A 16,551-nucleotide genomic window follows, 5' to 3' on the forward strand; every position below is an offset into this window, starting at 1 on the left:
ATGGCGCCTCGACTATAATGGAAGGTGATAGGCGTATTCCATCACCCCCGGAGGCCCGGCCCCATGGGTTTTGTCTTCAGACTCCTTCTGGGAAGTCTGCTCATCATCGCGAGGCTCTCAGCCGCGGACGCCCCCAAACCATCCCGACCCTATGCGGTCGACGATGAGAGCGCAGCTTTTCAAAAAAAGCAGATGCAGGAAGCGGAACGCCTCAAGGAAGCCAGCCCCAAACAGATTCGCCTCTTCCATGAAGTGCTCGACGAGCTCTTGAATGAATTCGCCTATGATGTGAAGAGCGGGCAAATATCGGGTCTGAAGAATCTTTCCATCCGCAAGGTCTCGGTCAGTGAAACCCTGCCCCGCACCTATGAAAACTATGTGGAGCTTCTGGTCGCCGAGCGCATCCGGGAAAACTCGAAGATCCGCATGATCAGCTGCCTTCCCTGCAAAACGAAAAACACCCGCATCGTCGATGATAAACTTCTGATCAGCTCGCCTACGACCAATACGGATGATATGAATCGAGCGGCCAATCAGCTCGGCATCGAAAACTTCATGGATGTGGTGCTGGTCTATCACACCACGCATATGGTGCTGGCACTGCAGATCTTTGAAAGCAGTAACAAGGAAATGGTCTGGACCCGCACCTATAACAGCGAAACCCTGAAGACCCGTTTTCAGAAGCTCGCCGTCGATTACAGCCAGATCGAAGCGGCCCGCACGGGTGATGAATATAAGCCGGATTTCCGTTACCTGATCGGCTTCGGTGGTGGTTCCATCCCGAATGTGGAGGCCGATGCTCGCGAAAAAAGCGTTCTGACCCTGCACGTGCGGGGCACCGAGAAATTCGATAACAGGCGCAACGAATTCGGCCTGCTGCTGACGCTGAACATGGCGGCCAGCGCCCTGCTCAGTGATTATCCTTCCGAAGGTCCTGAACCCACGGCCAGCGCCAGCACGGAGCCCACCGAACGCAAGGCCACGCCCTTCACCAATTCGCTGGGGCTCTTCGCGCTCTATGCTCACAATTTTCTGGGTACGCTCGAATCATACAATGATGTGCGTTACGGCGTGAACGTGGCCCTTGGACTTCATCTGGCTTCGGGCTACATGGCTCCGACGCTGCGCACGGGCCTTGATACCTACTTAGGGCGGCGCTTTTCAGTGAATACATCTTTGATCCTGGTGGGCCCGGCCAATATTCTTTTGGATGGCAAATTCACGAAAGTCTCGGGAGGAGTCGGCGCGGATGTGGCGGTCAGCTACAACATGTAAGGGGGCTCTGCCGCTCCTGGCCCTGCTGCTGACCCACTGTCGGCAGTCGAGTGATCAGTACCAAACGCTGGTCGAAGGCCAGATCTCGTATCCCTTTGCCGATCAAACCCGCCCCATCGGCAAGGACGCCGCCAGCGAGCGCTTCGTCATTCGTTCCATCAAAGGCGGGGCGGAATATATCGTGGAAATACCGCACGGCGCTGAAGACTATGATATCAGCATACCGATGACCTCCCTGCCCCAGGAAGAAGGCAAAATCAAAGTCCAAAATCCCCAGCTGACCGATCGTGAGCTGCTCGCGACCATGCCCGGCCCCAGCCAGGATCAGGAGCGTGATCGTTCCATGCTCGAAGACGCGATGGGCGTGGGAACGCCCGATGGCCCCGAACAGGGCCCCAGCTATTCACTCGGCCTGGCCAAGATCATGGAACTCTATAAAAAGCGGGACTATGAATACGCTCTGATTGAAGTCAATCAGCTTCTGGCCTATTACCCGAATGCGGCGCGGCTTTATAAAATGAAGGGCACGATACTTTTGAAAACCGGGGATTTGAAGCTGGCCGAGAAAGCCTGGCTTCGAGCTGCGGAACTCGATCCTGATGATCGGGGCATTCAGAAAGGCATCGAGCGTTTAAGAAAGCGGCAGGAGCTGCAGCAAAAAGCGGCTCCGGGCAAGCCGCAATCCAAAACGAAATCGAAGAAATCCATTACGGCCCAAACACCTGGCCGCATTCTCTTTTCGGGCGCAGGCCCTCGCAACGCTCTCTGACCACCGCTTTTTCATCTTCGCTCAAAACCTTGGCCGCATTCACCTGAAGCCGAAACCTGCTGCGGCCTTCCGGGACCATCTGCGCTTCCACTTCATAAAGCTTCCGGCCCGGTTCCCAGGCATTTTCCCGACCATAGAGACGAAGCTTCAAAGGTTCGCCCTTGGTCGTGAACTTTTGCCAATTTTGGGTGATCGCGTCCGGGGTGTAGATCTCGGGGCGATAGCCGACATCCGCTTCCGGTGTTTCAGCGAATTCCCAGTAATCGACGGATAAAGGATAATACGCAATCAGACGGGAATCACCCGGGATCGGTAGTTTCTGGCGAACAGCGGCTTCCACATCCTCGGTGCGACCAGGCTGCATCGGGCAGGAGTTCTGCAGGTGGAAGGTCACCACACTCGGCGTGTTATCCCCTTTTTTGTCGATGCGGCCGCGACCTGCGGTGCAGGGAAATCCCATCGCGGTCCAGCTGCTGCCGCGCTGAAATCCTTCGCTCCCGTCTTCGGTCTGGCAGGTTTTCAGAAAACCGATCACCACCACCGAGGCGCTGCTGATGTAGTAAGGCAGCTTGATACCCGCCGGCAGACTCTGGCAATCACTGCTGGGGTGTGGAATGGGAGCTTCACGCACAGCCTCGGCTGCGGGAGCGCCATTTTTAGGGGTATCCGACGCCGCGGACTTTTCCGGGCTTTGCGGAGATGCAGGTACGTCTTCCAAAGGCTTTTCCGAAACACACGATACGGCCACACAGCACAAAAGAACGAGCAACAACTTGGACATGAATCCTCCGCCTCCTTCAGGCCATTCCACTGCTGGTTCATTCTATCACCCGGTCCCAACCGAGTTGAAGCCGCAAATCGCGGAAGGTGACAGGGAGGAGATCCCCCCTGCCACTCCACAAACATCACAACTGACTGCCCTAAGACAATACAGCTTACTGTGCTTACAGAAGTTTGAGGGCCAGTTCAGGCACCGAGCTTGCCTGAGCCAAAACAGACGCTCCTGCCTGACCGAGGATACGGTTCTGCGTAAACTGCGCGGTGACTTCAGCAAAATCAACATCGCGGATACGGCTACGGCTTGTAGACATGTTCTCGATCTGAATACCAAGGTTATTGATCGAAGAGGTCAGACGGGACTGCTTGGCACCCAGAGTTGCACGGTTACCAGCCACAGTTTTGATCGCGTTATCAATCGTCGTCAGTTTTTCAGCGGCTGTTTCACGGCTGAAATCACCATCCGCTTCCATCGGACCAATTTCAGCTTCTGAATTCAAACCAAGGACCTCTTTGGCGTTCAGCTTGACGGAATCGATGTCAATGTCGATGGTGTCGGTGTTTTCCACAAGGCCATCACCCGCACCGACATGGATCGTGAGACTGCCGATGCCGTTGTTGGCATCCGAACCGCCGAGCAGGTTCAAACCGTTGAACTCTGTGGTGTTGGCAATACGATCGATCTCGTCCACCAGCTGCGTATATTCCTTGTTGGTGTAAGAGCGTTCCAGGTTGCCAATCGTATCGGAAGCGGACTGCGTAGCCAGCTCGCGCATACGGATCAGGATGTTGCTGATCTCGTTCATGCTGCCTTCAGCCACCTGAATCAGCGAGATACCATCATTGGCGTTGCGCTGGGCCTGGGACATCGAACGGATTTTGCCGGTCATGGTTTCCGAGATCGCAAGACCCGCGGCATCGTCAGCCGACTTATTGATGCGTTGGCCACTCGACAGCTTTTCCATGTTGGACTGCATGTCAGAAGTGGTGTTCGACAGGCGACGCTGAGCGGTAAGCGAAGGAACGTTGGTCTTGATGCGCAAACCCATGATAAAAACCTCCAGAAAGTCAGTGTGGATGATTGCGAAAATTCATAACCCTCCTATCGTCGACACCAAAATGTTTTTGAGTGATTCCCCAAATTCCGACTTGATTTTTCATCACGCTTGCATTGATGGAATTGAGAAAACAAAAAAAGTCCGCAGTGATTCCTGAGGCCTGAAAAAGTGGCTTTTTTAATCGGGAAGCTTGAAAATTATGGCAAAGGATTTCCTATTTTCATCAAAAGCGGGTCTGATGAATTCACAAGGAAATTTATTTGGAATCACAAAAAGAAAGGCATTAGTCTTCTATCTTAACGCCTTAAGGAAGCGGGTCAGACTCGGAATGCGGTCCAGGCGGGCGAGCAGGCTCAGAAGCATTTGATAGAAGGCCAGCATGCCCAAGGTCATGAGCACCGGCTCCCAAAGGATAAGGATGCGGGTGCCCTGCCAGAGCCTCTCTGCCGGCAGCGGCAGATAAATAAGGTCCATGATTCCAGCGCCCAAAGCGCTCAGGATGATCGCCAGCCCCACGAGGTTCACAAGCGGCCTGAGGTAAGGAAGCCAGCGCGAGCGCCATGTTAAAGCCAGAACCATCATCATGATACCCAGGCCCGAATCCCGATCCAAAGGACTCAGGAAGTCATGAATCCACATGCGGACAGCCGTTCCGCTGAGAGCTTGCAGCGGCAAGGGACCATATTTACGTAAAGCGAACTGCACGAGCAGGACGATCAAAAGAATAATGAAGCCAAGACCGGTGACGTTCTTCAAAGCCATCTGAAAGCGAGGCTGACCCACGAGGGTCCGAATGCCATCCGGCAAAGGCCGAAAGAGTCCACCCGACAAAGGCGCGTCGGGCGCAGGCCCAAGGGACAGATTCAAAAACTCGCCCCAGCGTTTCCAGAGTTTCACATCACGACTGATGGGTTCCACGGGCGCAGGCACACGCTCATGCTTGCGCCGCAGAATCGGACGCCAGGCCGCCAGGACCAAAGGCGGCGCAAATCCGATGAGCGCGGTCCCAGGATCCAAAGTCATCAGCGCGGCCACGATTCCATAGGATACGAGATAAACCCACCAGGATCCGGAGCGCAGCCAATGCCCGATGCACATGGCCCAGAATGCAAAACCCACGGCGATCATCGCATCCCCCGAGATCTGTCCATTCGCAGCGATCAAACGTCCGCGACTGAGCAGAGCCACGGCCACGATCAGGCCCACGACCCATGACCTCGCCATCACGCGGGTGAGCAGCACGCAGAAAACGAGGCAGGCTATCAAAAGCCCCTGGTTATAGCGCACGAATCCAGCTTCATGAAACACACCATTGCGGCAGCTGGCCAAAACCAGAGACTGGTAGAGTCGCGCATCGGCCCAGCCCGGCCGCTCCCAGCTTCCCTGCGTGGGTTTTTCCGGCCCCAGCTGTCTTAAACTGAAGGAACGTCGGCAGCTGACGCTCGTCTCGCTGCGATCAAAAGCATAACGATTTTGTGGAGCATAGGTGATGACATAGGATCGCAAATCCATCCAGACCAGCCGCAGAAGGATCATGCTGAGGAGAGTCACGATAAGAGCGCTTTTGAATTCCGACGCACGCATGCAGAGTTTCCCGCTGGAGTCCGAATCCCCTATCCTACCGGGGATAGCCGCTATCGTCCACGGGATCTTGGGATTTTCATGGACCTTTCTCAAGGGCCGAAGGTAACATGAGGAAAACAAATTTCATTCCTGGCGGAGACTGAACGTGACCCGAGCCCTCGTTTCTCTCTTTGCGGCTTTTGTGCCCCTTTTAGCCATCATGATGGGGCAAAGCCCTCTCCTGCAGATTCAGAGCCAGTTTCAGCAGGCCCGTTTTCAGTATGAGCAGGCCCTGCAAACGACGCGTCAGCAGCTGATGGAGTTGGGCCGCGAGCTGAAGGGCAATCCCGTGCTGACGCAGGATCTGAATGAGCAGGCATACAGTGCCGCCAGTCGCATCCTCGGCGGTTATGTCTCGCCTGGCCGCGCGGATCAGCTGGCCATTCTTGATCAGGACTGCAAATACCTCGCGCATTCGGAGCAGGGCGTGCTGCTCAGCACCGACTGCCCTTTGCAGGATCGAGGCCTGACCCAGGGCGCTTTTCAGTGGCGCATGACAGGTGAGCATCCCACTCTGGAATGGGTGATGCCGCTGGGCTCTTTTGGCGAGCGGCGCGCGTTCCTGCTCGTTTCCACGACGCTGAAGGAAAGCTGGATTTTTTCCATGAATGGTCTGCGCGAAAAATTCCGCAGCCTGGAGCTGGGCATCGGTGAACCGCGCTCTGGCCGGCCGTCCCGTGTGGTCTTTGAAGCGGGTCCGGCGACTCTTTATTCCCAGCATGTGCTTCTGCGCTTTTATCCGGCTGTCCTGCAGAAAGAGCCGGTCTCGCTCTTCAATGCCACGCTGGTGGCTTTTACGTTGGTGGTCCTGGCCTTCGGTCATGCGATCCGGCAACTGAAGCAGCGCGATGCCAGGATAAAAAAATCTGTCGCTGGTTTGAAACAGTGGGCCAAGGATCTGCAGGCGGAATCCGCGGATGATGAAGGCGGCGGTGAGTCCGATCCCATTCCTTCGATCCAGGAGAGTTTGAATCGCCTCGTGAGAAAAAATTATGATCAGTTGCAGGCCTGCCGTCAGCATAGCCACAGCCTTTCCCAGCAGATCGTAGGGCTCGAAGCGCGCCTCATGGATCAGCAGGTGGAACAGGCCTGGATGCAAAAGGCCCGTTCGCTGCATCAGCAGATGAATGGTTCCGCCCAGGCCCATCTGCAAAAGCTGCAGGACATTCATAGTCTCGGCGAGGATATTTCCCATCTTGCCGCCAAACAGCTCGTGCGTCCCGCGCAAAAACTTTTTGAGCTGGGTCAACGCTGGGCTGTGGAACTGCAGACGGTTTCCCCGCGAAAACTCGTGCGCTCCATGGCCGAGCGGGTCGATGCCCAGGGTGAGTCGGAGCTGGAAAAAACCGTGAGAACCCTGATCGAATCCAGCCACGAACTCAGCAACAGCGCGATCAACGTCACGCTCCTTTCCCAAACCATGCTGCAGCAACTCAAGGACAACGTTCAACTGGCCGAACACTGGCATCGCCTCATGGGCGGGGCGGACAAGGGCAGCAAGTCTTTGCATCAGCTGATCGTCGATAGCCAGGGCCTGATTCACATGCAGGAGAAAGATCTGCAGCTGCAGTATGAAAACCTGGTGGACGATCATGAGATGCATCATCTCAATATTCCCCAGAGCACACTGCATTCCGTCCTATATCACTGTCAGATGGCTTTGATCGAACTCGCCCGTGAACGCGGCTGGGCCAACCCCACCCTGCATTACCAGTGCAAGAAGCGGGATGATAAGATGATCCTCGTCCTCTCTTTGCGTGGGCCTCATGATGATGACACCATAACCCAGCAGCTGCCGCGGGCCGGTGAACAGCACCAGCACCTTGCCATCCAGCTTTTGCAGGGTTATGGGATGAAGATCACCCGACTGCCCGCTTTGCAGGGCATCCAGGCGATGGCTTTGATCTGGGACGATAAGCCCCTTGTGAAGCAGGATCAATCAGGGACGGACCGGACTGCGCACCAGATTTAAAAATTCCTGGCGTGTTTCATTCTTTTGAAAGACGCCCTGCATGCAGCTGGTGGTGGTGAAGCTCTCGCGTTTTTCCACCCCGCGCATCATCATGCAGAAGTGAAAAGCCTCGATCACCACGCCCACGCCCTGTGGCTCCAGAACAGTTTGAATGGACTCGGCGATCTGCCGGGTCATGCGTTCCTGGACCTGCAGGCGGCGGGCGTAAGCCTCCACCACGCGCGGGATCTTCGACAGTCCGACCACCTTTTTGGTGGGGATATAGCCGACGTGAACCTTGCCATAAAAAGGCAGAAGGTGATGTTCGCAGAGGCTATAGAATTCGATATTGCGGACGATGACCATATCCTGAAAATCGACATCGAAAAGAGCCTGTTTCAGAATCTTGGGCACATCCTTTTCATAACCGCTGGTCAGGAATTGAAAACTGCGCAAAAAGCGATGTGGAGTTTTCTGCAGTCCATCACGATCCGGATCCTCGCCGAGGTCGCGCAGAAGATGCCGCAGGGCTTCCTCATGCTTCGCGTCATTCATATTGCGTGTCATATCTATCCCACTTTACCAATGTCAGCCAGTACATCATCGAGTTGTACTTCATCCTCCTGGTCCGTGCCAACATCAATCGTCGGCATCGTCGTGGTGAAGCGTTCTTCAAGACCATCCAGAAGTTCGTGCTGATCCTCTTCCGTACTCACCGGCGAAGCTGGCTGGGGACTTTGCGTCGCTATCTTCAAAACCTTGATATTATGCGTGGCATCAGTGAATTCCGGATCGGCCTCGGCGGATTTTTCAAAGCACTTGAGGCCCTTGTCCGGCTTGCCGAATTTCACATAGCCGATGCCCATGTTGTAAAGAATGCGCGACACGAGTTTCGGTTTCTTGGCCAGGATCTGCAGCGCTTTCTGATAAAGCTCAAAGCCCGCATCATAACGCTTCTGGCGAATGGCGAGAATCGCGGCGGTATTGAACACCGCACTCAGTTCGCGGGGGCTGGCGAATTCGTTCAAAAGACCAAGCGCCTCGTTCACCTCGCCCATCAGCATCTTGCTCGTGCTCTTGCCGACCTTGGCTTCCTTCGAACCCGGGGCGAAACTCAGGACCTCCTCGAAGGTCGCTTCGGCTTCCTCGGGCTTGTCGATCTTCAGGAAAATATTCCCGAGTTCGATGAGGCGCTCGACGTTATAGGGGCTGATGAGCTGCGCGCCCTTCAGCGAGGCGATCGCGCCGTTGTGATCGCCGTTTTTCAGGCGGCAGCGCGCATAAAGATGCTTGATGCGCGCATAGCAGTCCTCGGTATTGATGTAGCGTTTCAAGAGCGTTTCCGCCCGGCCCCAATCGTTCTGCAGAATGTAGCATTCCGCCAGCTCCACGGCCACGCGCTGATTGTCGGGCTGCTTTTCGCTCAGGCGCTCCAGCATCTCAATCGCCTGCTGCACGTTATCGGTCTGCCGCGCGGATTCCACGGCCATCAGCATTTTCCGCACCGGCGAAACATGCTGGTAGTCCTTCACGAGGCCTTTGATCTGAGTGCGGATCGTATCCATGTTCACTTCACCGATGGCCACATACTGAACGAAAAATTCCCGGGCCATGGATACGATATTCTCGTCTTCATGGGCTGCAACCAGAAAGACGGGATGCGATTCCAGGCGGCTCTTCTTGCGATTGCCGCTCAGGATCGCGCTGATTTTATCGGGACCGTATTCCCAATCGAGCACGAGCATGCAGTAGCCGGTCTCTTCGAGCTTTTCGCTGCATTCCTTGTCCTCGGTGGTGGAGACGATGGAGCCGGGCTTGATGCCCTGGGCTTTGAATGCCTGGCGAACTGCATCGCGAATATCCGCACGCTTGGTCAGTATAATCGCGTTGACTTCTTCGTTGTTTTCCACGGGACTCTCCTTGCCGCCTGCGCCCAGTATCAAAGTATAAGTATACCGGAATTGTGGAAAGCAGCAAAACGCCCCGTTCGCTAAAGGAAGACTCCGGGCATCACCCGTGCTTTGGTCAGGATCTCGGCCAATTCCTCGGCCGGATCGCTGTGAATCACAAGGCCGCTGCCGGCTGCGAATTCCCATCGCTTCCGATGCACCGCCGTGCGAATCAGAATCGAGGAATCCAGAACTCCGGTCCACGCATCTTTATATACAATATTACCCATAAACAGGCCGCGAGGACGAGATTCTTTTTCGCGAATCGCAAGCATCACTTCACGTTTCGGAGCGCCTGTGATGGAACCGCCGGGGCATAAGGCTTTCAAAAGCTCGCCCATGGCAAGGCCGGGACGCAAAAGCCCCTGGATACGGGCAATGCGATGATGCACGTTGGAAAAGCTGTGCAAAGACCCGGGATCCAAAACCTTGACGCTGGATGCTTGACAAACGCGGAAAAGATCATTGCGCAGAAGATCGACGATCATATTGAGTTCCGCCGCATCCTTGCTGCTCGCCATGAGCGCTTCCTGCTGCTGACGATCTTCCCGAGGATCCTGGGACACGGGACGGGTGCCTTTGATCGGCTCGCTTTCGATGCGTGTTCCTGCCTCATCCGTGCTCAGGCGGAAAAAACGCTCGGGGCTGAAGGACACCAGCTTAAGATCCGGCAGATCCAAAAACGCGGAAAACGGCCCACCCATGTGCGCGAGCTGCTGGAGCCAGCGGGACCGCGGGATCTCAGCATCGGTTGACCAATAACGGAGCAGATTGATCTGATAATAGCGGCCGCGTCGGATATCCTCCAAAGCCCCGCGGACAGCATTTTGATATTCAGCATCCGTCCAGCTGCTTTGCCAACGCGGTGACGCAAGATCCTCAGGGGAAGGTCCGGGCCTCGTGCGGCTCAGGTCCACGTGATGGGCGCAGCCCTCCCAACCATCTTCCTCGTAAATCACAGCGTCCTTAGTCTCGTGATCAAAAATCAGAGTCCGCTTCATCCGAAAGGCGCGTGAAGCGGCGCCCTCGTCATCGTAAGCAACGACGGCCAGATGGCCTGTCGTCCATGTGTTTTCGGGCGAACGGCGCGGCGCTGATGGTGATTCCTGAAGGAAGCTTTCCCAGGGCACTTCATCCCAGCTCAAGGCCACCATGGATTGACGTGATCCGCGCCCACCAAGGACCAGAAGGTTCTGGTCAGGACTGAGCTGATCCAAGGCCGACCAGATCGTCCCGAGTCCCAGGTCGAAACCTGTGAATTTCCGCTTTTGAAGGGCCATGCGCAGAGCCTCCGCCATGAATTCAAGCGAGGAAACTTTGCCCAAGAGTCAGCCGGAAGTCGAGCAGGAAAAGCCGGGAAAAGAGCCTTAGTGGCGGGCTTCAGCTCGGCTTTGCATTTTCGCTTGCCCCGAGTATCATGAGGCCCTCGTGAATCCCCATTTTGTATAGGATTTTCTATGAGTATTGCAGGATTTGACAAGGTCGGCGTGATCGGCTCAGGTCAGATGGGCAGTGGCATCGCCCAGGTTTGCGCCATGAAGGGCCTTCAGGTGACCCTTATTGATATTAAAGAAGCGCAGCTCGAAGGCGCGAAAAAAGGCATTTCCAACTCCCTCAGCAAACTCGAAAGCAAGGGTCTGCTCGGCAGCGAGACAGCCAGTGCCGTGCTCGCCCGCCTCCAGTTTTCGACACAGATGCAAAGCCTGAAAGAGGCCGATATCGTGATCGAAGCCGTGAGCGAAAATGAAACTTTGAAAATGAAAATCTTTCGCGAATTGGATGAAATCACGCAAGAGCGCTGCGTTCTAGCCAGCAACACCTCGTCCATTCCCATCACGCGCCTCGCGACCGCCACCCGGCGGCCGGATAAAGTCATCGGCATGCATTTTATGAATCCCGTGCCGATCATGAAGCTGGTCGAGGTCATTCCCTCGATGACCAGTTCGGAAGAAACCATCAGCCGGGTTGTCAAACTTGCCGAGGGACTCGACAAGGACGTGACCCGCTCGCAGGATTATCCTGGATTCGTGATCAATCGCATCCTGATGCCGATGATCAATGAGGCCTTCACGGTTTTGATGGAAGGCATAGCGACCGCCGAGGACATCGACAAGGGCATGAAGCTCGGCACCAATCAGCCGATGGGTCCTCTCACTTTAGCGGATTTCATTGGCCTTGATACCTGCCTTGCGATTATCAAAGTCCTGCATGAAGGCCTGGGCGATCCACGCTATCGCCCGAGCCCCCTGCTCGTGAAATATGTGGAAGCAGGCTATCTGGGTCGTAAAGCCGGCCGCGGTGTTTACAACTATTCGCAGAAATAAGGAGCGCCCATGACTCAAGCTCAATTCGAGACCCTGCTGTGGTCCCGTGAAGGCGATGTCGCAACCGTCACGATCAATCGCCCGAAAGTTTTGAACGCACTCAACGCACAGGTGCTGCGTGAACTGAATCTGATTCTGGACAACCGTGAGCTTACCGCGGGCCTGCGCGCCCTGGTTCTGACGGGCGCAGGTGATAAAGCGTTTGTGGCTGGCGCGGACATCGCCGCCATGCGGGAAATGACGACTCAGGAAGCCCTGCAGTTTGGAAGATTGGGTCAGGACACGACCCGAAAATTCGAGGCCGCCCCTTATTTGACCATAGCGCGCGTGCAAGGTTTTGCTCTGGGTGGTGGCTGTGAATTGGCCATGGCGTGCGACATCATTGTCGCTTCGGAAAAAGCCCTGTTCGGCCAGCCAGAAGTGGACCTTGGTTTGATCCCAGGATTTGGCGGAACGCAGCGTCTTGCAAGGCGTGTGGGTCTTCCCCTCGCCCTGGAAATTTTATGCGCTGGTCGTAAATTGAACGGCCGCGAAGCCTTCCAATTGGGTCTTATTTCGAGCGTCGCAACGGCTGAAGAGCTGGATGCGACCCTTGCCCAGATTTTGAAGAATCTAGGCCGCGCGGCGCCCCTGGCTGTGGCGGAAACCAAAAAGCTGGCCCGGGCCTCGCTCGAGATTCCTTTGGAACATGGGCTTGCCGCCGAGGTCACAGCTTTTGCAAGCTGCTTCACCGGCCAGGAAGCCAAGGAAGGACTGAGTGCTTTCTTGGAGAAGCGCAAGGCCAATTTTTCCAGCTGACCTCTGGGGGGTGACGCCTTCATGAGCGCCGACTTTAACTGGAAATTTGCCGAACGCTCCTTTATGATACCGTGACTCCCGGATCTGATCTTCTGTATTCCTTGGCTGGATAGGCTGTACATGTGAAGCCAGATTCTCTGGGGCCCTTATTTACAGGCTCTTTTACAAGGACGATGGGTTATGAATGAGATACTCAATAAAGTTCAAGTCGATTTGAATAAGCTGCAGAAAACCCTGGAACGCGAAGGAGAAGTCTTGATCGGCAAAATCAAGGAAGCTGCCAACAAAGCCGCGACCAACAAAAATGTGGTGGAAAAAAAGAAAGAGTTCGAAAAGCTGGTTGACACGCAAATCAAAAAACTCGAACCAGCCTTCGACAAGTATTATAAAGAGCTGAAGATCGCTGCTGCCAAGTACGGTGTGAACCTGGACAAACTTGAAAAAAGCGTGAAGACGACCACCGAGAAAGCCACGAGTCGTCTGAACAGAAAAGACAAGTCGACCAAGGCGAAACCCAAGACCACGACCAGCTCCAGCACTCACACAGCCGCAGCTGAAAAGCCAGCGAGCGGTGCCAGCGCCAAGAAAAGCAGCACCGGCGCGCGGAAGAAAAAGGCCAGCAAGAAGGCCTAAGGATTTTATTCTTTGACAGCTTCGTCCAAAAAGGGCCAGCGCCTGAACGCCCCCGATGCAAGAATCGGGGACGTCCTGGTCACCTGGTACCAAAAAAATAAAAGATCCCTGCCCTGGCGTCAGCGCTTTCTTGAATCCGGCGATCCCTATGTGATCTGGATCAGTGAAATCATGCTGCAGCAGACCACCATTCAGGCCGTGCTGCCAGCTTACGAGCGTTTCCTCGGCGTTTTTCCCCAACTTAAAAACCTGGCCGCCGCCACCGAAGATGAAGTGCGCCTTGCATGCCGCGGACTCGGTTATTACCGACGTTTCCGTCTTATGCATGAGGCCGCGCAGGTCCTGGCCGCGCGCGAGCCCTTTCATTGGCCGCGCACCTACAAGGAATGGCGTGAACTGCCCGGCATCGGCGATTATACCGCTGCCGCAATCAGCAGCATTGCCTTCGGTGAAGCCAAGGCCGTGGTCGATGGCAACGTCGAGCGCGTCTTCTGCCGCCTGCTCGATCGCCGCGTGGTGCCGGATCAGAAATTGAAAAAAGAATTCCAGGCGATGGGTGACAGCATGATCCCGGCCTCAGCCCCTGCGGATTATAATCAGGGTGTGATGGAACTCGGACAGACGATCTGCATCAAGCAGAATCCTCGCTGCGCGATCTGTCCTGTGCAGGATTTCTGTGCGGCCTTTAAAAACGGCAGCCAGAATCTGGCCCCGGCTCCGAAAAAACCGATGGAGTATGAAGAGGTGCGGATGCATCTCTGGCTGCTCCTTCAAAACGGGAAAATCGGTCTGGTGCAGCGTTCCAAGGATGCGCGTTTTCTGGGTGGAACTCTCGGGCTGCCGACCGCCTGGGAAAAGGACGGTGAACTGCGATGGGAACAGGCGGGCCGCTGGGATTTTCAAACGGAAGCGTTTGGGAGCATCAAACACGGCATCACCAAACATCGCATCCAGGCCTTCGTTCATCGGAAGGATTGGAAGGGGAATTCCCCGGCCATGACCTGGGTCCCCTTGGAAGAAGCCGAGACGCAGCTGGTCAGTAACCTGGACCGCAAGGCGCTGCATCTCTTTCTCAAACTCGAAGCCAAACCCACGCTCTTTGATGATCAGAGCTTTCTGTAAACCAGATCCCCGTTGAAGAAATACGGCCGGTTCGTATCGGATGAACCCTGTCCATCGGCCGTAAAACGGGAATCAGTGATGGTATTATCCCGGACCAGGATGATGTCGTAAAGATTCATGGATCCCACTGTTCGATACCCATCATCAATTTCAGGACGCGGCTTGCAGCTCTTTCCGTTCACCGTTGTTTCAGCGTTCAGGGTGAAGGTATAGCCGGAGCAGAAGGCCGTCGTGCCCGCTGTCACGCCATTGAAAAGTCCATCCAGAGCTGCGCTGGTATGCACCGTATACTTCGTTGAAGTGTTCGCATAATTGATCTTATAGCCGCCTTCCACATAATCAAGCCCACCCGGGACGATATAGGTCCCCGAATAGGTTACGGTATAGGCTGGCGAACCGCTGCAATCCGCGCCCACATCGACCTTGGCGCTTTGCGTCCAGGTATTGCCACTGAAAGTGAAGGTTATAAGGCTTTCTTCAAAGCAGGCCTCCCATGATCCTGCCAGCTGCGTTCCCACGGTGTAGGAATTATTCGATATACTGCTGTAGCTAAAAATTCCGACGGAATAAATTTCACCCTCAGCAAACGAAGATGCGGGTTTCATCAGAACGGCTTCACCCGCACTTTTACCGACATCATAAGCCTTCATAGCGGAAAAGTGACCAAACGCAAGTCCTGTGAGGCTCATCGTCTCAGCGTCCGACTTCACCTCTTCCGTCCAACCCGTTCCCGGCTTCAGTGTATAATCACCATTGGCTGCAAGACAGCTCATGTTGATCGTTTCAACATTATCGCCGATCTTGTTTTTGAAGCCATCACAGACAGGCTCCGCTGTGAGTATGCCGTTCCAATGGTCCAGCTCCCGAGCCTGGATCACCCGGATCTTCAGCGAAGTCCTGGTGAAATCCATACTGAAAACACCAGCCTCATTCTGCTCCAAATTTTGCAACCAGCTTACTGTGCCTTCACCGCGGATGATTGCCACCAGACCGCTTTTGCAATCCTCGCTTTCAAAACCAAAGGTTTCGGCTTCGTAGCTTCCATTGCTCATGACAACGATTTTCCGCAGTTCCTTTGGATAGGATGCCGACGGATCCGCTGCCACGCATCCGCTGTAAAGATAATCATTAAGAGCAGGCTTCGCTTCAGCTTTACTTTCGCCTCCAGCTGTGGAAAGCGCAGTATCCTCTTTCTCTTCCGCTGGACCACAGGCCCACACATTCAAAAGCAAAAGGCCAGCCGAGACTTTCAGTAGGTAAGAATGTCTTTGCACTGTCATAGCACCTCCGTACCTTTTCAAGGTCGGCCGGAGGTGCCGCGCGGTGAGCTAAGAAATATTAACCGATGCAGCCTTCTTCATTTGCTTGGTTTTTCTTCGGAAATGCGCCCTGCGAAGCAGAACTCCCAGGCTCCAAAGAACGAAAGCGGCGGCGAAACATTTGATAGCAAAAATAAGCCCCACTCCAAAGCCCATCTGCAAACCGGCGGCACCCAAAAGAGCCATAAAACCAGGAATGCAGAGCGGGCACTTGGGAAGAAGGAAGGTCAGCGCTCCCACAAGGAACAGCCTGGGCGATGTCCCGGGCCCTGGGCTGTTCTCGGGTTCGCGGCAACAGCCTCTCATTTGGAATACTCGTTGTGACGTTTCACCCAGGCCGCTGGCCATTCGAGCTGCGCTTCATCCCGGCCCTTGGGCACAAGGTCCAGGAGTCCATAGGTGCCGTTCAACGACTCCAGCCCACGACCTGTGGTGAAATACGTTTGATAGACATCGTTCCCGTCCCGATAGAAAACGCTCAGTCCTGGCATCTCTCCATGCTCCGAATGCGTCACGCCAAGGTCGGAGTTGAAGTCAGAACCAGCCGAAGACACCCAATCAAAGGACCAGTCCATCTTCTTTTTCCATTCCATCAGAGCCTCGATCGGCGCCTTGGAGATAACCTTGAAACTCGCGTCGCGGGCCCCGAGGTGATAGCCTGGACCATGGAAGTGATCAGCCCAGAAGCTGCACACCTGACAAGGCTTGGCGTTTCCAGAGGCATACATCATGTGATAGACCACAAGCTGGCTTTTGCCTTCGAACAGATCCTTCAATTTCTTCGGACCGGATGCCGTTTGAAAGGTGTAATCCTTATCGATCTTGATCCAGGGCAGCTGGCGGATTTCGGCCGTGATCTTATCGCGCTGACGCGTCAGCTCCTTTTCCTTCCGCAGAGATTCCTGGCGCAATTCAAACCATTGTTCCCTTGAGACCAGTTCGTGTTTAAGCAT

The 16,551-nt window shown here is 55.0% G+C and carries 15 protein-coding genes; 7 read left to right on the forward strand and 8 right to left on the reverse strand.

What is annotated here, in order from left to right; all coding sequences use genetic code 11:
• Positions 1-63: 63 nt before the first annotated feature.
• A complete protein-coding gene (locus VFO10_RS23845; protein WP_325144501.1) occupies positions 64-1,275 on the forward strand; it encodes a hypothetical protein in 1,212 nt (403 codons plus the stop codon).
• Positions 1,250-2,044 carry a hypothetical protein gene (locus VFO10_RS23850; RefSeq protein ID WP_325144502.1) on the forward strand — a complete coding sequence of 265 codons (795 nt, stop codon included), beginning with the start codon at positions 1,250-1,252 and terminating at the stop codon, positions 2,042-2,044. The genes VFO10_RS23845 and VFO10_RS23850 overlap by 26 nt, the downstream gene beginning before the upstream one ends.
• Here VFO10_RS23850 and VFO10_RS23855 read toward each other — a convergent pair.
• The 3 genes from VFO10_RS23855 to VFO10_RS23865 all read right to left on the reverse strand — a co-directional run bounded on the left by VFO10_RS23855 (position 1,983) and on the right by VFO10_RS23865 (position 5,463).
• Entirely contained in the window at positions 1,983-2,825 is an 843-nt protein-coding gene (locus VFO10_RS23855) for a hypothetical protein (RefSeq protein ID WP_325144503.1), read from the reverse strand. The genes VFO10_RS23850 and VFO10_RS23855 overlap by 62 nt on opposite strands.
• 163 nt (positions 2,826-2,988) lie before the next feature.
• Positions 2,989-3,870 (reverse strand): flagellin, encoded by an 882-nt coding sequence (locus tag VFO10_RS23860; protein ID WP_325144504.1) that lies wholly within the window; start codon positions 3,868-3,870, stop codon positions 2,989-2,991.
• Positions 3,871-4,170: 300 nt separating this feature from the next.
• A complete protein-coding gene (locus VFO10_RS23865) occupies positions 4,171-5,463 on the reverse strand; it encodes a hypothetical protein (protein ID WP_325144505.1) in 1,293 nt (430 codons plus the stop codon).
• 145 nt (positions 5,464-5,608) lie between these two features.
• Between VFO10_RS23865 and VFO10_RS23870 the strand changes: the two genes are divergently transcribed.
• Complete coding sequence (locus VFO10_RS23870; RefSeq protein ID WP_325144506.1) at positions 5,609-7,474, forward strand: hypothetical protein; 1,866 nt, start codon at positions 5,609-5,611, stop codon at positions 7,472-7,474.
• Here the strand turns inward: VFO10_RS23870 and folE are convergent.
• The 3 genes from folE to VFO10_RS23885 all read right to left on the reverse strand — a co-directional run bounded on the left by folE (position 7,442) and on the right by VFO10_RS23885 (position 10,682).
• On the reverse strand, positions 7,442-8,020 hold the full coding sequence (gene folE / locus VFO10_RS23875) for a GTP cyclohydrolase I FolE (RefSeq protein WP_325144507.1): 579 nt from the start codon (positions 8,018-8,020) through the stop codon (positions 7,442-7,444). The genes VFO10_RS23870 and folE overlap by 33 nt on opposite strands.
• A 2-nt stretch (positions 8,021-8,022) precedes the next feature.
• Positions 8,023-9,363, reverse strand: coding sequence for a tetratricopeptide repeat protein (locus VFO10_RS23880; protein WP_325144508.1), 1,341 nt, complete (start codon positions 9,361-9,363; stop codon positions 8,023-8,025).
• Positions 9,364-9,443: 80 nt separating this feature from the next.
• On the reverse strand, positions 9,444-10,682 hold the full coding sequence (locus VFO10_RS23885) for a chorismate-binding protein (RefSeq protein WP_325144509.1): 1,239 nt from the start codon (positions 10,680-10,682) through the stop codon (positions 9,444-9,446).
• A gap of 177 nt (positions 10,683-10,859) precedes the next feature.
• Here VFO10_RS23885 and VFO10_RS23890 point away from each other — a divergent pair, with 177 nt between their 5' ends.
• The 4 genes from VFO10_RS23890 to VFO10_RS23905 all read left to right on the forward strand — a co-directional run bounded on the left by VFO10_RS23890 (position 10,860) and on the right by VFO10_RS23905 (position 14,279).
• On the forward strand, positions 10,860-11,726 hold the full coding sequence (locus tag VFO10_RS23890; RefSeq protein WP_325144510.1) for a 3-hydroxybutyryl-CoA dehydrogenase: 867 nt from the start codon (positions 10,860-10,862) through the stop codon (positions 11,724-11,726).
• A 9-nt stretch (positions 11,727-11,735) separates the two neighbouring features.
• Positions 11,736-12,524 carry an enoyl-CoA hydratase-related protein gene (locus VFO10_RS23895; RefSeq protein WP_325144511.1) on the forward strand — a complete coding sequence of 263 codons (789 nt, stop codon included), beginning with the start codon at positions 11,736-11,738 and terminating at the stop codon, positions 12,522-12,524.
• Positions 12,525-12,704: 180 nt separating this feature from the next.
• Positions 12,705-13,157 carry a hypothetical protein gene (locus VFO10_RS23900; RefSeq protein ID WP_325144512.1) on the forward strand — a complete coding sequence of 151 codons (453 nt, stop codon included), beginning with the start codon at positions 12,705-12,707 and terminating at the stop codon, positions 13,155-13,157.
• 12 nt (positions 13,158-13,169) lie between these two features.
• Positions 13,170-14,279: an A/G-specific adenine glycosylase gene (locus tag VFO10_RS23905; RefSeq protein WP_325144513.1), complete on the forward strand. Its 1,110-nt coding sequence runs from the start codon at positions 13,170-13,172 to the stop codon at positions 14,277-14,279.
• Here the strand turns inward: VFO10_RS23905 and VFO10_RS23910 are convergent.
• Positions 14,264-15,559 (reverse strand): hypothetical protein, encoded by a 1,296-nt coding sequence (locus tag VFO10_RS23910; RefSeq protein WP_325144514.1) that lies wholly within the window; start codon positions 15,557-15,559, stop codon positions 14,264-14,266. The genes VFO10_RS23905 and VFO10_RS23910 overlap by 16 nt on opposite strands.
• Positions 15,560-15,900: 341 nt before the next feature.
• On the reverse strand, positions 15,901-16,551 hold the full coding sequence (locus VFO10_RS23915) for a DUF899 domain-containing protein (RefSeq protein WP_325144515.1): 651 nt from the start codon (positions 16,549-16,551) through the stop codon (positions 15,901-15,903).

It is taken from the genome of Oligoflexus sp., assembly GCF_035712445.1.
Classification (GTDB): Bacteria; Bdellovibrionota_B; Oligoflexia; order Oligoflexales; family Oligoflexaceae; genus Oligoflexus.

Coding starts and splice junctions, on each gene's coding strand:
- VFO10_RS23845 (WP_325144501.1), top strand. CDS start 64: ATGGGTTTTGTCTTCAGACTCCTTCTGGGAAGTCTGCTCATCATCGCG.
- VFO10_RS23850 (WP_325144502.1), top strand. CDS start 1,250: ATGTGGCGGTCAGCTACAACATGTAAGGGGGCTCTGCCGCTCCTGGCC.
- VFO10_RS23855 (WP_325144503.1), bottom strand. CDS start 2,825: ATGTCCAAGTTGTTGCTCGTTCTTTTGTGCTGTGTGGCCGTATCGTGT.
- VFO10_RS23860 (WP_325144504.1), bottom strand. CDS start 3,870: ATGGGTTTGCGCATCAAGACCAACGTTCCTTCGCTTACCGCTCAGCGT.
- VFO10_RS23865 (WP_325144505.1), bottom strand. CDS start 5,463: ATGCGTGCGTCGGAATTCAAAAGCGCTCTTATCGTGACTCTCCTCAGC.
- folE (WP_325144507.1), bottom strand. CDS start 8,020: ATGACACGCAATATGAATGACGCGAAGCATGAGGAAGCCCTGCGGCAT.
- VFO10_RS23885 (WP_325144509.1), bottom strand. CDS start 10,682: ATGGCCCTTCAAAAGCGGAAATTCACAGGTTTCGACCTGGGACTCGGG.
- VFO10_RS23890 (WP_325144510.1), top strand. CDS start 10,860: ATGAGTATTGCAGGATTTGACAAGGTCGGCGTGATCGGCTCAGGTCAG.
- VFO10_RS23895 (WP_325144511.1), top strand. CDS start 11,736: ATGACTCAAGCTCAATTCGAGACCCTGCTGTGGTCCCGTGAAGGCGAT.
- VFO10_RS23900 (WP_325144512.1), top strand. CDS start 12,705: ATGAATGAGATACTCAATAAAGTTCAAGTCGATTTGAATAAGCTGCAG.
- VFO10_RS23910 (WP_325144514.1), bottom strand. CDS start 15,559: ATGACAGTGCAAAGACATTCTTACCTACTGAAAGTCTCGGCTGGCCTT.
- VFO10_RS23915 (WP_325144515.1), bottom strand. CDS start 16,551: ATGCTTAAACACGAACTGGTCTCAAGGGAACAATGGTTTGAATTGCGC.